This window comes from Sphaerisporangium sp. NPDC004334, assembly GCF_053602655.1.
The window spans coordinates 74,321-88,623 of sequence record NZ_JBSGDZ010000013.1; the positions used below are offsets into that span (position 1 = coordinate 74,321).

Genomic DNA, 14,303 nt, shown 5'->3' on the forward strand with positions numbered 1-14,303 from the left:
CCTCGGGCGGCCCACGGGTGTGACGAGGCTACAGGACGGGGAACGCACGGCGACAACGACGTGGCAGGGGGTATCGGTCCGCACTTCAGCCCGGCGGCGCCGCGCGTCCGCGCCCGGGTTCAGGCGTGGGACGCGGGCTCGGGCGAGCGGTCGTTACCGGCCGGTCTGCGCCGCAGCAGCGACCACGCGCCGAGCGCGAGGCCGCCCCAGGGGATCTCGATGGTGTAGGTCCAGAAGCCGAACAGGATCGCCGCCGCGGTCGCCGGGCCGGGCTGCTGGCCGAAGGCGATCAGCAGCGCCGCCGTGCCGCCCTCCATGATGCCCGCGCCGCTCGGCGTGACCAGGGCGCTGGTGAGCACCCGGCTGACCGCGAAGACCGCGACGGTCTCGGCCGGCCCGGGGTAGGCGCCGGTGGCCACCGCGCAGGCCGCCATCATCAGGCACTGCATCACCAGGAAGCCCACCATGCCGAGGGAGAGCCCGGGCCAGCGCCGGTGCACGATGCCGGCCGTGTCGGCGCGCAGGCGGTGGACGGCGTCCGCGGCGTAGTGCTCGGCCGGGCGCAGCCTGCGGGGCAGGACGCGCAGCGCGCCGTCGGCGGCGCGGCCGAGCAGGTCGGCGGCCCGCTTCCAGTAGAGGGCGGCGGCCACCACGGCGACCAGCACGAGGATCGACACCGCGCCGCCCCAGGCCGCGCTGGTGACCCGGGGGTCGGGGATGCGCCCGGCGACGAGCAGGGCGATGATGCCGGCGGCCGGCAGGATGAACCGGAACAGGGTGTTCCAGATGCCCGTGACCAGCGTGTAGACCACGACGGGACGGGTGGCGAAGCCCCAGCCCTTGGTCATCCCGAAGGTCAGCGCCACGCCGGCCGCCCCGCCGAACGGCAGCAGGTTGCTGACCGCGCTGCCCGCGGCGTTCAGCGTGAGCGCCTGCAGGTGGGTGAGGCCGGGCAGGCCCGAGGTCATCACGAAGGTGTAGGCGTACAGGCTGAGCAGCCACAGCACGGTCATCAGCAGGATCATCGGCCAGCTCAGGGCCGCGAAGCGCGCCCCGATCTCGCTCCAGCTCACCTGCGCGCCGGTGAGCGCGTGCACGATCTGCGGCAGGAACACCACGAGCAGGACCGCCAGGGCCAGGGAGGCCACCGAGAGGCCGGCCTGCACCCATCTGTTCCTCATCAGTGCTCTCCATGTCCGTTCACGGGCCGCCCGTCGCGGCCCCCGCCGATGCGCGATCCCAGTCTGCCGGGCCGTCGCGGCGGCCATCTCCTCCGCAAGGACGAGATGGCCCCTGGCCGCCCCCTAGCCCGCCTCCCCGGCGGCCTCCTCCACCCGCGCCGCCGCCCCGGCCTCCGGCAGGTCGTCGAAGGGATGCGTGCGCCGGGTGCCCGGCGGCAGGTCGCGGCGGACGTACCACTCGGTGCCGAAGATCAGGCGGTACAGCGGGCCGGGGATCCGCAGCATGACCGCCAGCGTGCGGTCGCTCCCGCCCCCGCTCGCCTGGCTGGCGTGGGCCGCCATGCTGGCCCGTTTGACCCTGGCGAACCTGCGCACGTTGACCCGGTGGGTGATCACCTCGCCGGGGGAGTAGGCACGCTCGAAGGAGCGCACGTCGAACTCCGGCGGGAAGCGGTAGAAGCGCTGGGCGAGCCGCAGGCCCCGCAGCAGCGGGTCGCGGTTGACGGTGGCCTCGAGCAAGATCGGGGTGCCGGCGATGCCCGCCGCGCGCTGCCCCACCCGGTACACCTGCACGTGGTCGGGGTGGCCGTACCCGCCGGCCGGGTCGTAGATGGTGAGCAGGTCGGCGCCCTCCTCCCGCAGGACGGCCGCGAGCCGCTGGGCGGCCTCCTCGATGTCGGCGTCGATGAAGGCGTTCTCGGGCCGGTCGTCGCCGACGCCGCCGCCCTCGCCGAGGCCGGAGTCGCCGTAGCCGAGCAGCACCACGCGGGCCACCCCGAGCACGGCGGCCGAGGCGTACAGCTCGGCGGTGCGCGCCTCGGCCAGCTCGTCGCCGTGGGGCAGGTCGGCCAGGCCGCGCTCGCCTGCGGTCGCCACGACGAGGACGACCCGATGGCCCTCGGCCGCCAGCATCGCCATGGTCCCGGCGGTCAGCAGCGCCTCGTCATCGGGATGGGCGTGGAAGAACACCGCGGTACGTGCCACGCCGCCATGATTCCACGGCGCCGCCGCCGAGCTCTCCGCCGCCTCCCACGCGGTGCCTCCAGAAGCCCTCCGCAACGCTTCAAGAACCAGCAGGACCCGGCTCGCGTCCCTGGCTCGCGCGTTTGATGCCGGTGGCGGCCTCTGCCAGTCTGGCGGGGTGCGGATCCTTCACGTGAGTGACTGCTACCTGCCCCGGCTCGGCGGCATCGAGGTACAGGTGGCCGATCTGGTGCGGTCGCAGGCCGAGGCCGGACACGACGTCGAGGTCGCCACGGCGACCCCGGGCGAGCGCCTGTCCGGCGTCCACCGCATCGTGGCGCCGATGCCCTTCGACCTGCCCGTCCACCCCCGCGGCGGGGTGCACCTGCTGCGCCTGATGGCCGCCCGCCGCCCCGAGGTCGTGCACGTCCACACCGGCGCGGCCTCGCCGTTCGCGTGGATGGGGGTGCGCGCGGCCGTCCGCGCCGGGCTGCCTGTCGTGGTCACCGTGCACAGCATGTGGGACCCGGTGACGCGCACGATGTACCGCGGCCTGGACTCGCTGTTCGGCTGGACGTCGTGGAGCATCGTCGGCACCACGGTCAGCCACGCCGCCGCCCGCCCGATCCGCGCCGTCACCGCCGGGCGGGTCCCGGTCGACGTGGTCTCCAACGGCCTTGACGTCTCCACCTGGCGGCCGGAGGAGGAGGCGCCGCCGAGGGAGGGCGACGAGGTGCACGTCGTGGCGGTGGGCCGGCTTGCGCCGCGCAAGCAGCCGGTGCGCCTGCTCAAGCTGCTGCTGGAGGCCAGGCGGCGGGTGCCGGCGGAGATCCCGATGCGGGCGACCCTCGTGGGCGACGGCCCCGCGCGCGGGTCGATGGAGCGGTTCCTGCGGTCCCACGGCATGCAGGGCTGGGTGTCGCTGCCGGGCCGTTACTCGCGCGAGCGCATTCGCGAGCTGCTGGCCTCGGCGGACGTGTTCGTGGCGCCGGCGCCACGTGAGTCGTTCGGCATCGCGGCCCTGGAGGCGCGGGCGGCCGGCGTGCCGGTGGTCGCGCGGGCGCAGAGCGGCGTGGCCGACTTCGTGCGTCCCGGCAAGGAGGGCCTGCTCGGACGGTCCTTCGACGAGCTGGTCCGCGCGGTGGCGCGCCTCGCACGCGACCGCGAACTGCGCGAGCAGATCGCCCAGCACAACAGAGAGACCGAACTCACGCGCTGCACATGGCCGGCGGTCCTCGAAGGCTTCGAACACTGCTATGCCTCGGCGAAGTCCGCCGTGGAAATGCGCGGGCCGGAAGAATCCGGCGGGAAAAGGTTTTAGCGGGCGTTAGAAGGGAAGGACGCGGCCGGAAGGGCTGCGGAGGTCCAGAGGGCTCGGACGGCGCGTGGGCTTCGGCCGGGGTGTGATGAGAATCCGTTTCATGTCCTTCTCCTTCGGTACGGGCTCACACTTCCCTCGTCACTCGTCGGCGGGCAGGTCCGTTGCCTCAGTGGTGACTCCGCGGTCGGGGCGAGGTGCGTGGGACCCGACCTCACCTCCTGTTTACCCGCTATTGGGCTGCCGCAGACGCTTTCGACCTCAGTTTCTCTGATCTTGATGTGCCGCGTAACCCCTACCTCTCCCCAGCAGGGCCTATGGCGCCCCTTTCGCAGGCTCCTGCGAAGACGCATGTTCATATGGACGTATTCAAAGCCTAAAAACGCGATGTTTCCAGCGATTATCGAACGTGTTGCGGGTGCCCGCCCCGCGATGGCCGGTGCGGGCCCGCGTATTCGCCGCCGTGAGCCCTCCGGGACCGTCCGTGAAGGGCGCGGCGTCGGTGAACGGCCCCGGTGATCCGCCCGCGGTGAATTCCCCAAAGGCGCCGGCGCGGCACGACCGCGCGCGGCGGCCGCCGCTCAATCGGCGGCTCAGTGGACGGCGTTCCACACGGTGATGGCGGTGCGCCATGCGAGCAGGGTCATCTCGAGTCCGAGGCGCAGCCATTCGCGGCGTTCGCGGCCGGCCCACCGGGTGCGGTGCTTCTTTCGCCTGTCGGCCATCTGGCCCCCCTTTCCATGCCGGTCTCCGGGGGCGGGGAGCGGGGCGCGCGCCCTCGTCGCCCGCCGTGTCCGGGCGTCCGCGCGGGTGCCGTGAACTTCTGCCCGGGGACCGGGGGGCTGGTCGGCGGGCCGTTCCGGATGCAACCATGCCGGGCGCGTCAATAGGCGTTCCGCGTGCGCCCGCAGTGCCGGACGGCGCGAGGCGCTCACCCGGGTGAAGCGGTGCTCCCACGTCAGGCGCACGCGCGGTTATTGACATGATCGTACCCGTCGGTAACGACCTTGAACCTCCCGGCGGGCCCGCCGTCTCCCGGCGTGTCGCGGCGGGGCCGTGCCGCCCCGGGGCCGGGGTCACCGGTGGCGCAGGATGAAGTCGTCCTCCTCGTCGCCGGCGCCGACGCTGCCGACCGCCCACAGGCCGCCGGCGCCCGGGACGCGGGCGATGCCGGTTCTGCGGACGTCGTCGGACTCCTCGTACTGCTGGCCCTCCCGGTGCTCGCGCACCAGCGGGCCGTACGACCGCGACCACCCCGTCCCGTCGAAGTGGAGGAACAGCGCCTGGCCCGAGTGGTCGGCGTCGACGCCGCTGATCCACACATCGCCGGGACCGAAGCCCGTGACGCCGTCGAGCGCGCCGCGCGGCACCGGCACCTCGACGCGCCGCCAGGCGAGGCCGTCCCAGTGCAGGACCAGCGGGGTCTGCGGCGTCCGGGGGCCGCCGCCGGGGGCCGTCACGCCGCCCACCGCCCACACGTCGTCCGGACCGGCCGTCCACACCCCGCGCAGCACCCCGCCGGGGATCGCCGGGGTGCGGGCCCGCTGCCACGACTGGATCGCCGTGCCCGAGACGGCGCTGCCGTGCCAGATCATCGGACCGCCCTGCGCGTCCGGCGCCGCGGCGTCGTTGCCGACCGCCCACACGTGGCCGGTCGTGGCGGTCACGGCCGTGAAGTACCCGTCGGCGCGCAGGGCGTTGCGGAAGCCCCGCCCGGTCCACTCGGTGATCACGCCCTGTGTGGTGTTGCGGCCGGCCAGCCACGCGTGGCCGCCGTGCGCGGCGACGTCGGAAAGGACGTACTCCTCGGCCACGCCATAGGGATGCCGCGGCGTCCAGCGCGTGCCGTCCCAGTGGGCCGCGTACGGGCTGTCACCGGCGCCGACGACCCACACGTCGCGGGCTCCCGCAACGCTGACCCCGAGCAGGCGCCCGGCGTCGCCGGCCCCCTCGGGCGTCTCGGTCCAGCGCGTGCCGTCCCAGTGCTGCAGGGCGGGGCGGCCCTCGCTGTCCTCGGCGCCGTCCTTGTACCCGACGGCCCAGGCGTCGCGCGGGCCGCTCGCCGCGACGTCGAGCAGCGCGGCGCCGCCGCCGAGGCGGGCGCCGGCGAAGAGCTTCCAGTGCGGCGAGGCGGCCGTCCTGCCCGTGGCGGCGGGGCTCGGGCCGGTCGTCGCGGCCCCACCGGGGGAACCGGCGCCCGTGGCGGTGGAGGTGGCCGCGCGCGCGGGCGGCGCGCCGTCCTGGTCGCCGGCGCAGGCGGGCGCGAGTGCCAGGGCCAGGCAGGCCACCGCGAGCGGCCATCGGAGCGTTGTCCCCATGGGACGGCATGCTCGCAGGAAGCCCCCTGGCCACGCCACCGTCGCCGCGCGTGCCGCCCGGCGTGGCGTGCCGCTCAGCCGAGCCGGCGGGCGAGGTCCTGGTACACCCCGAGCAGCAGGTCCCAGAACCGGGGGACGTCCAGGCCGGTGCCCACCAGCGCGTTGGGCACGCGGTCGCCGAGGTCGAAGTGCGTGACGGTCATCCCCGAGGTGTACCGGCCGGCCGTCTCCACCTGCACCAGCGCCGGCGCCACGTCGACCAGCGTGGGGTCGATCAGGTAGGCGATCGCGCACGCGTCGTGGATGGCCGGCCCTTCCTCGGCGGTGACCATGCCGTAGAACTCCACGCACGGCACCAGCAGGTCGGCGCCGAGCCGGCCCATCGCGCGCATGCGGTCGACGACCTCGCCGACGGCGAGCGCCCGCCGGCTCACGTCCAGCCCGATCATGGTGACCGTCCAGCCGGCGTCGAACACGATGGCCGCGGCCTCGGGGTCGGCGGCGATGTTGAACTCGGCGGCGGGGGAGAAGTTCCCCCGGGTGGAGGAGCCGCCGAGGATGGCGAACTCGCGGGCCCACTCGACGATCCTCGGCTCGCGCAGCAGGGCCAGCGCCACGTTGGTCAGCGGGCCGATCGCGACCAGCGTGACCTCGCCCGGCGCGGCCCGCAGGGTGTCGATGATGAAGTCGGCGGCGTGCCCGTCGTCGGCGGGGAGCGTCGCCTCGGGCAGGACGGCTCCGCCGAGTCCGTGCTCGCCGTGGACGGACGCCGCGTCCACCGGGGTGCGCAGCAGGGCGCCGGCGCTGCCGGGGACGACCGGGACGCCGGGGAAGCCGAGGAACTCGCGCAGCCGCAGCGCGTTGCCGGTCGTGTGGCCCAGGTCGACGTTGCCCCCGACCGTGGTGATCCCCAGGATCGAGAGCGCGGGGCTGCCGTGCGCGAGCGTGATCGCCAGGGCGTCGTCGATCCCCGGGTCGCAGTCGATGATGATCTTCTTGGGCGCCACATCTGTAGCTTGGACGACGCACGACAATTCCGGCAAATCTCCGTACCTCGGCCGGTGGCCGGTCACCGTCTCCGGGCCCGCGTGCGGACCCGCCGGGAACGTGTACGGCTCGCGCGGGGCGTGGTCGCGCGAGCCGTACGGTCTGGGGTCAGCGCCGGATGACGTGCAGGACGCTGGCGATGCGCTCCGCCGCCGTGACGATGTCGGAGGCGTGGCCGATGCGGCCGGCCCACGACAGCCAGAACCACCACTCGCCGTCGGCCGCGTTGGCGGCCAGGACGTCCTCGGTGACGGCCGGGGCCATGGGGTTGATCACGCGCAGGCGCGGATACAGGCCGGTGCGGGCCGTCAGGCGCACCTGGAACGCGTGCGCTTCGAGCTGCGCGGCGAGTCGCTCCAGGTGGTCGAGTGCCTCAGCCGAATGAACGCTCGGTTCTGCGGTTCTCATCTTTGGTCTCCAGCGGGGACATCGGTGACCGGATGGGGACCAGACTGAACCCGGCCGCTCCTACCGGCAATCGGAGCAAATCCACTGATAAGTGGAATACCGTCGATCGGACCGGAGGTTTACGTGGAAACCACGCGGATGTCCAGGCATCAGTCCCATAACGCTGTGGGCTAATAGGTGCCGGCTGGTTAACATCGGGGAAACATCCGTAAGGCCGAACACTCCAGTGGCGGAGGGCGAGAGATGGCCCGTGGAGAACACTCCCCGGCGTGTGCGCGACGCTGGCGTGAGCAGGCCGTCTCCCGCCAGTGGACCCTGTGGCAGACCGCCCAGGCCATCAACGGCTGCTGCGGGGTCAGCCTGCTCAAGGCCCACCGCCTCGCGCGCGGCTGGTCCGCCCGGCAGGCCATCGAAGAGCTCGAACGGCTCTGCGAGGCCCACTCCCTCGGGCTGCCGCGCGCCAGCATCGACCTGCTGAACGCCTGGGAGAACAACCGCGCCCGCCCCCGGCCGCAGACCATCGACCAGATCGCGCGCCTGTACTCCGCCAACGCCGTGCGCCTCGGCCTGGCCGCCGACTACTGCGACGACGGCGAGGGGCCGAACGTCGTGGTCGTCGCCGCCGGCCACACCATCCCGGCCCCCGCGCTCCCCGTCGAGGACGCCGCCCAGCCCCGGCCGCGCCCGGCGGCCGACGACTCAGGCGACGAGGCCGAGCGCCGCGCCCTGTTCCACCACGCGCTGCTCAGCTCCGGTCTGCCGCTCAACGGCCGCCTGCTCGCCGAGGTCGAGCGCACCCGCCAGGACGTGGACCGCACGCTCGCCGCCGCCACCGTCAGCGAGGACCAGCTCGACCGGCTCGACGAGCAGGTCCTGCGCTACCGCCGCGAGTACATCAAGAGCGCGCCGCTGCCGATGCTGTACCGCCTGATGCTGGAGATCGCCGACGTCCGCAGGCTGGTCTCGGCCCGGCAGCCCGCCGCCACCCAGCGCCGCCTGCTGAACGCCACCACGATGCTCGCGCTGCTGTCGGCCGACGCGCTCATGAAGCTCGGCGACACCCGTCAGGCCCACGCCTGGTACGGCACCGCGCGGGCCGCCTCCGACGACATGGGCGAGGTCCGGCTGCGCGCGCTCGTGCGCGCCCAGGAGGCCATGCTGCCCTACTACTACGGCGACCTCACCGAGACCGTGCGGCTGGCCCGCGAGGCGCGGATGCTGGCCGGGAGCGCTCCAAGCTCGCCCGCGGCCCTGGGCGCCGCCGCCGAGGCGCGGGCGCTGGCCCGCATGGGCGAGCACCAGGCCGCCCGCGTCGCGCTGGCCGAGGCCGAGCGCATCTTCTCGCGGATGCCCCGCGAGGGCGCCGACCACCTGGCCTTCCGCTTCTCCGAGCGGCGGCTGCAGTTCTACCGCATGGGCACGCTGATCGAACTCGGCGAGGCCGAGCAGGTGCAAGAGTGGATCTCCCGGTCCGCGAGCCCGTACACCATCGACCCCGTGCTCGTGCTGCTCGACCAGGCGGGCCACGTGGCGCGCGAGGGCGACTACGACCAGGCGTGCCGGCTGGCCGAGCAGGCCCTGACCCAGGTGCCGCCCGAGCACCGCACCTCCATCGTGGTCACCCGGGCCCGCGCCCTGCTGGCGATCATCCCGAGGACCCAGCGCCGCACCCCCGCCGCGCGACATCTCCACGACCTGCTCGCGGAGGCGGGTCCGCAGCTCGCGCTGGAGCGGCCATGAACATGCTGGCGGACGAGGCCGCGGCGATCCTGGGGGAGGTGTGCGAGAGCGTCGGCCTCGACGCCAGGGACGCGCAGCTGCTCCGGGTGCGCAGCAACGCCGTGTTCAAGCTCCGCGACGAGATCGTGGTGCGCATCGCCACCGCGCCGGACGCCATGACACGGCTGCCCGTCGTGCTCGCCGTCGCCCGGTGGCTGGCCGACCAGGGCTTCCCCACCGTGCGCCCGGCCGACGAGCTGTGCGACCAGCCGCTGGTGTACGACGGGCGGGTGGTCACCTTCTGGCACTACGTGCCGGCGAGCGGGCGGCCGACGACCACCCAGCTCGGCGACATCCTGCGCAGCCTCCACCTGCTGCCGGTGCCGCCGTTCCCGCTCAAGCGGCTCGCCGACCCGCTGGCGGAGGTGCGCGAGTCCGTCGAGCACCGCAAGGAGGTGCTGACCCCCTGCCAGCGCGCCTGGCTGCGCGACCGGGTGGCCGAGCTCACCTCGCGCTGGGCCGACCTCGGCACCGAGGGGCCTCCCGTGCTGCTGCACGGCGACGCCTGGATCGACAACCTGCTGCGCTGCCAGGACGGCCACGCCGTGCTGTGCGACTGGGACGGGGTCGCCGTCGGCCCCCGCGAGTGGGACCTCGTGCACACCTACCACGGGCAGCGCCGCTTCGGCCTGACGGCCGCGCAGGTCGATGACTTCGCCGGCGCCTACGGCTTCGATCTGCGCGCCTGGCACGGCTACCCGACCCTCATGGAGGTCAGGGACATGTACGCGGTGGGCATCCACATCCGCAACGCCACGCGCGACCCGTTCTCCCGCAAGGAGCTGCCGCGCCGGCTCGACTCGCTCACCCGTGGTGACGGACAGGCCCGCTGGTACCTCGCCGAGCCGGCGTGAGCCACCTCACGCGGGGCTCATGATTTCTTTGCCCCGGACACGAGTGATGCGTTTGAGATTCCGGGGGCGGGCGGGTACTGTCGGCGATGTTGCAGTCGTAGTTTCCTCGAACGTCTTTTTTGAAAGCGCCCGCGGGAAGTTCCTGGCAGCGGTCGTTCTTGCTTCTTCAGCGGTTTCGTGGATGCAGCAGGGTATCGTCCGCTACGCAGCCCCGTGCCGCCGACCCGGCGGACCGGTGAAGCCCTAACAGGGAGAAGCAGAGTTGTCTGAAGGTACCGTCAAGTGGTTCAACGCCGAAAAGGGCTTTGGCTTCATCGCCCCGGACGACGGTAGTGCCGACGTGTTCGTGCACTACTCGGCGATCACCTCCGGGGGCTACCGCAGCCTGGACGAGAACCAGCGCGTCACCTACGTGACCGTCCAGGGGGCGAAGGGTCCCCAGGCGGAGCAGGTCACCGTCATCTGACGCGACGTCTCCTCCGGGCCCGTACCGCCTCGCGGTGCGGGCCCTCAGATTTCTCCGGGTGAGGCCATCCCGTCTCCGCCGCCCGATACTTTGCCCCTTCTTGGGGTAGAGGCGGCCGGGTGAGACTGACCTATACCTCAGACCTGTGGTGGAAGAACGCGGTCGTCTATTGCCTGGACGTCGAGACCTTCGCCGACGGCAACGGCGACGGCGTCGGCGACTTCCGGGGTGCCGCGCAGCACATCGATCACCTCGAACGCCTCGGTGTGACCTGCGTCTGGCTGATGCCGTTCTTCCCGACCCCCGACCGTGACGACGGGTACGACATCACCGACTTCTACAGCGTGGATCCGCGGCTGGGCACGCTGGGGGAGTTCGTCGAGTTCATGCGGGTGGCGCGCGACCGCGGCATCCGGGTGATCGCCGACCTGGTCGTCAACCACACCTCCGACGAGCATCCCTGGTTCAAGGACGCGAGGTCCAGCCGGGACTCCCGCCACCGCGACTGGTACATCTGGTCCGACACCCCCGAGCCGGACGACCCCAAGGGCGTGGTGTTCCCCGACGCCGAGGACTCCCTGTGGCAGTACGACGAGGGCAGCGGCCAGTACTACTACCACCGCTTCTACCGGTTCCAGCCCGACCTCAACGTCGCCAACCCCGAGGTGCGCGACGAGATCGCCCGCATCCTGGGCTTCTGGATGGAGCTCGGCCTGTCGGGTTTCCGCGTCGACGCCGTGCCCTTCCTCGTCGAGGACGTCGGCAAGAAGGAGGAGGCCGGCAAGGAGCCCTCCGGCGCGGATGGCGCCAAGGCGGGCCAGGACGGCGGTGAGACGGGCAAGGCGGTGGATGACAAGGCCAAGGACGCCGGGCTGCCCGACGTGCACGAGTTCCTGCGCGACATGCGGGCGTTCATGAACCGCAGGGACGGCAGCGCCATGCTCCTCGGCGAGGTCAACCTCGAGTACCCCGACCTGCGCAAGTTCTTCGGCAACGACCTCGGCGACGAGGTCACGATGTGCTTCGACTTCATCGGCATGCAGCGCATGTACCTCTCGCTCGCGCGCGGCGACTCCCGCCCGCTCGCCGACGCGCTGCGGCAGCGCCCCGCCCCGCCCAAGGACTGCCAGTGGGCCTCGTTCGTCCGCAACCACGACGAGCTGACGCTGGACAAGCTGAGCGAGGCCGAGCGCAAGGAGGTCTTCGAGGCCTTCGGCCCGGACAAGGACATGCAGCTGTTCGGCCGCGGCCTGCGCCGCCGCCTGCCCTCCATGCTCGGCGGCGACCTGCGCAAGATCAAGATGGTGTACAGCCTGCTGTTCTCGCTGCCGGGCACCCCCGTGCTGTTCTACGGCGAGGAGATCGGCATGGCCGAGAACCTCGCGGTCAAGGGCCGGGAGGCGGTGCGGACGCCGATGCAGTGGACGCCGCACGAGAACGGCGGGTTCTCCACCGCCGACCCCGAGAACTTCCGCAACCCGATGGTGCAGGGCGAGTTCGGGCCCGAGCACGTCAACGTGAGCGCCCAGCGGCGCGACCCCGACTCGCTGCTGATGTGGATCACCAAGCTCATCGAGCAGTACCGGGGCTGCCCCGAGCTGGCCTGGGGACGGTACGAGGTGCTGGAGACCGGCGCGCCGGCCGTGCTGGCCAACCGTTCCGACATCGACGGCGAGACGGTCCTGGCCGTGCACAACTTCGCCGACGAGACGGTCTCCTGCGAGCTCACCCTCGACGGCCTCGACGAGGGCAAGGTGCTGACGGACCTGCTCATCGACGGCACCGTCGAGATCGGCCCGGGCGGGCGGGTGTCGCTGGAGCTGGAGCCCTACGGCACCCGCTGGATGCGCGCCTCCGAGCCCGAGCTGGCCCCCGCCGACGCGGGCGACATCGCCGATTCCGAGGCCCGTCAGAAGGCCTGACGCAAGGCCCGGGGCCGGGGGACGGGTCAGGGACGCCGCCGCTGGTGGCGGGCGCGAACCCTGAAGCCCGGCCCCGGCCCCGGACCCGTCCCGCCCCTGGTGGAGTAGGGGTCGGCTCGGGGATGCCCCAGGGCTCGCTCCGGCCGATCTCCGATGCCCGCGCGGCGCGCCGGAGGCGACAGTCAAGGGCATGACGACCTCTCCCTTGACCGCCGGCGGGTTCGCGGCCCTCGCCAACGGCGCCGTCGCGATGACGGCGCTGCACCTGACCTCCGGCCTCGACCCGCTGCACGGCATGATCAGCGAGTACGCCTTCCACCCCCACGGGTGGCTGCTGGGGACCTCGCTGACCTTCTTCGCCCTCGGGGCGGCGATGCTGGCCGTGGAGATGTCCCGGCGCGGGACCGGCCGGGCGACGGTGGCACTGCTGGGCGTGTGGAGCACGTGCATGCTGATGATCGCCGCGTTCCCCACGGACCGGCCGGGGATGTCGCTGTCGATGTCCGGGGGCATCCACCGCTATGCCGCGTTCGCCGCGTTCGTCAGCATGCCCGTGGCGGGCCTGGCCGTCGCGGCGCGCGGCGGCCGGCACGCGGCGGCGTTACGCGGCCTGAGCCTGGCCGCCGCGGGCTTCCTGGTCCTGGTCCTGGTGCCGTACGCGGTGCGCATGTTCGGCATGGACCCCGGGGCCGTCCCGGCCGGGCTGACCCAGCGGCTCGTCGTGGTGACCGAGGTCGTCGTCCTGGTGCTGATCGGACTGTCGGCCGCGGTCCACCGCGACGGCGCCCGGGTCCGCGCCCGGGTGGCGACGCGCCTCGACGCGGCCGGGCCTCGCGTCCGCCCCGCCGCGGCGGCCTGAACGCCCCGTGAGAGCGCGGACGGGGTCAGATGAGGCCGAGCTCCCGCACGGCGTCGCGCTCCTCGCCGAGCTCGCGCACCGAGGCGTCGATGCGCTCGCGGGAGAACGGGTTGACGGGCAGACCCTGGACGATCTCCCAGCGGCCGCCGCGCGAGACGGCGGGGAAGGAGGAGATCAGGCCCTCCGGAACGCCGTAGGAGCCGTCGGAGGGCAGGGCCGCGGAGGTCCAGTCGCCCTCGGCGGTGCCGTTCACCCAGTCGTGCACGTGGTCGATCGCCGCGTTCGCCGCCGAGGCCGCCGAGGACGCGCCCCGCGCCTCGATGATGGCCGCGCCGCGCTTGGCGACCGTGGGGATGAAGGTGTCGCGCAGCCAGCCCTCGTCCACCTGCTCGGCGGCGATCTTGCCGTTGACCTCGGCGTTGTAGAGGTCGGGGTACTGGGTGGCGGAGTGGTTGCCCCAGATGGTCATCTTGGTGATGGCCGTCACCGGGACGTCGAGCTTGGCGGCGAGCTGCGACAGCGCCCGGTTGTGGTCCAGGCGGGTCATCGCGGTGAACCGCTCGGCGGGGACGTCCGGCGCGTGCGACCGGGCGATCAGCGCGTTGGTGTTGGCCGGGTTGCCGACGACCAGGACGCGGATGTCGTCGGCCGCGTGGTCGTTGATGGCCTTGCCCTGGGGGCCGAAGATGCCGCCGTTGGCCTGGAGCAGGTCGCCGCGCTCCATGCCCGCGGTGCGGGGGCGGGCGCCCACCAGCAGCGCGACGTTGGTCCCCTCGAAGGCGCGGCCGGCGTCGTCGCTGATGTCGATGCCCTGGAGCAGCGGGAAGGCGCAGTCGTCGAGCTCCATGGCGGTGCCCTCGGCGGCCTTGACGGCCTGCGGGATCTCCAGCAGGCTCAGCCGCACCGGCACATCAGGGCCGAGCAGATGACCCGAGGCGATGCGGAACAGCAGCGCATAGCCGATCTGGCCTGCGGCGCCGGTGACGGTGACCTTGACTGGAGCCTGCGTCATGACGTTCCCCTAGGTGGGCTGTTGACGTTTTCCGAACAGCCGAAAGATTATCCGTTCGAACAGGCCCCTCAGGAACGCAGGTCCCCTCCGGGCGCGCGTCCGCGTCCCCGGCGTGTCCGTTGACGCCGGAGGCGCGGCGTCCTACGGTACGGGCACCTCTGCCGCCGGTGTCACCC

13 protein-coding genes are annotated in these 14,303 nt (G+C 72.8%); 6 read left to right on the top strand and 7 right to left on the bottom strand.

Annotated elements, in window-relative coordinates:
• Positions 1–119: 119 nt before the first annotated feature.
• Entirely contained in the window at positions 120–1,181 is a 1,062-nt protein-coding gene (locus ACWEN6_RS18365; RefSeq protein ID WP_452571268.1) for a lysylphosphatidylglycerol synthase transmembrane domain-containing protein, read from the bottom strand.
• Between the two features lie 123 nt (positions 1,182–1,304).
• On the bottom strand, positions 1,305–2,165 hold the full coding sequence (locus ACWEN6_RS18370; protein ID WP_452571269.1) for a PIG-L deacetylase family protein: 861 nt from the start codon (positions 2,163–2,165) through the stop codon (positions 1,305–1,307).
• A gap of 172 nt (positions 2,166–2,337) precedes the next feature.
• On the opposite strand from ACWEN6_RS18370, the gene ACWEN6_RS18375 reads away from it, so the two are divergent.
• Positions 2,338–3,465: a glycosyltransferase family 4 protein gene (locus ACWEN6_RS18375; protein ID WP_452571270.1), complete on the top strand. Its 1,128-nt coding sequence runs from the start codon at positions 2,338–2,340 to the stop codon at positions 3,463–3,465.
• A 590-nt stretch (positions 3,466–4,055) separates the two neighbouring features.
• Here the strand turns inward: ACWEN6_RS18375 and ACWEN6_RS18380 are convergent.
• The 4 genes from ACWEN6_RS18380 to ACWEN6_RS18395 form a co-directional block, all read right to left on the bottom strand.
• Complete coding sequence (locus tag ACWEN6_RS18380; RefSeq protein ID WP_354840924.1) at positions 4,056–4,187, bottom strand: hypothetical protein; 132 nt, start codon at positions 4,185–4,187, stop codon at positions 4,056–4,058.
• A gap of 351 nt (positions 4,188–4,538) precedes the next feature.
• Positions 4,539–5,780 carry a hypothetical protein gene (locus tag ACWEN6_RS18385; RefSeq protein ID WP_452571271.1) on the bottom strand — a complete coding sequence of 414 codons (1,242 nt, stop codon included), beginning with the start codon at positions 5,778–5,780 and terminating at the stop codon, positions 4,539–4,541.
• 74 nt (positions 5,781–5,854) lie between these two features.
• Positions 5,855–6,787, bottom strand: coding sequence for a nucleoside hydrolase (locus tag ACWEN6_RS18390; RefSeq protein WP_452571272.1), 933 nt, complete (start codon positions 6,785–6,787; stop codon positions 5,855–5,857).
• Positions 6,788–6,935: 148 nt separating this feature from the next.
• A complete protein-coding gene (locus ACWEN6_RS18395) occupies positions 6,936–7,235 on the bottom strand; it encodes a hypothetical protein (protein WP_354840933.1) in 300 nt (99 codons plus the stop codon).
• A 243-nt stretch (positions 7,236–7,478) separates the two neighbouring features.
• On the opposite strand from ACWEN6_RS18395, the gene ACWEN6_RS18400 reads away from it, so the two are divergent.
• The 5 genes from ACWEN6_RS18400 (at position 7,479) to ACWEN6_RS18420 (ending at position 13,115) form a co-directional block, all read left to right on the top strand.
• Positions 7,479–8,975 (top strand): helix-turn-helix domain-containing protein, encoded by a 1,497-nt coding sequence (locus ACWEN6_RS18400; protein ID WP_452571273.1) that lies wholly within the window; start codon positions 7,479–7,481, stop codon positions 8,973–8,975.
• Positions 8,972–9,868 (top strand): phosphotransferase enzyme family protein, encoded by an 897-nt coding sequence (locus tag ACWEN6_RS18405; protein ID WP_380828387.1) that lies wholly within the window; start codon positions 8,972–8,974, stop codon positions 9,866–9,868. Before ACWEN6_RS18400 ends, ACWEN6_RS18405 begins: the two co-directional genes overlap by 4 nt.
• A gap of 262 nt (positions 9,869–10,130) precedes the next feature.
• On the top strand, positions 10,131–10,334 hold the full coding sequence (locus ACWEN6_RS18410) for a cold-shock protein (RefSeq protein ID WP_248959313.1): 204 nt from the start codon (positions 10,131–10,133) through the stop codon (positions 10,332–10,334).
• A gap of 119 nt (positions 10,335–10,453) precedes the next feature.
• Positions 10,454–12,256, top strand: coding sequence for an alpha-amylase family protein (locus ACWEN6_RS18415; RefSeq protein ID WP_452571274.1), 1,803 nt, complete (start codon positions 10,454–10,456; stop codon positions 12,254–12,256).
• Positions 12,257–12,446: 190 nt separating this feature from the next.
• Positions 12,447–13,115 (top strand): DUF998 domain-containing protein, encoded by a 669-nt coding sequence (locus ACWEN6_RS18420; RefSeq protein ID WP_452571275.1) that lies wholly within the window; start codon positions 12,447–12,449, stop codon positions 13,113–13,115.
• 25 nt (positions 13,116–13,140) lie between these two features.
• On the opposite strand, the gene ACWEN6_RS18425 is transcribed toward ACWEN6_RS18420, so the two are convergent.
• Positions 13,141–14,127 (bottom strand): malate dehydrogenase, encoded by a 987-nt coding sequence (locus tag ACWEN6_RS18425; protein ID WP_354840949.1) that lies wholly within the window; start codon positions 14,125–14,127, stop codon positions 13,141–13,143.
• Positions 14,128–14,303: the final 176 nt, after the last annotated feature.

Coding starts and splice junctions, on each gene's coding strand:
- ACWEN6_RS18365 (WP_452571268.1), bottom strand. CDS start 1,181: ATGAGGAACAGATGGGTGCAGGCCGGCCTCTCGGTGGCCTCCCTGGCC.
- ACWEN6_RS18380 (WP_354840924.1), bottom strand. CDS start 4,187: ATGGCCGACAGGCGAAAGAAGCACCGCACCCGGTGGGCCGGCCGCGAA.
- ACWEN6_RS18385 (WP_452571271.1), bottom strand. CDS start 5,780: ATGGGGACAACGCTCCGATGGCCGCTCGCGGTGGCCTGCCTGGCCCTG.
- ACWEN6_RS18395 (WP_354840933.1), bottom strand. CDS start 7,235: ATGAGAACCGCAGAACCGAGCGTTCATTCGGCTGAGGCACTCGACCAC.
- ACWEN6_RS18400 (WP_452571273.1), top strand. CDS start 7,479: ATGGCCCGTGGAGAACACTCCCCGGCGTGTGCGCGACGCTGGCGTGAG.
- ACWEN6_RS18405 (WP_380828387.1), top strand. CDS start 8,972: ATGAACATGCTGGCGGACGAGGCCGCGGCGATCCTGGGGGAGGTGTGC.
- ACWEN6_RS18420 (WP_452571275.1), top strand. CDS start 12,447: ATGACGACCTCTCCCTTGACCGCCGGCGGGTTCGCGGCCCTCGCCAAC.
- ACWEN6_RS18425 (WP_354840949.1), bottom strand. CDS start 14,127: ATGACGCAGGCTCCAGTCAAGGTCACCGTCACCGGCGCCGCAGGCCAG.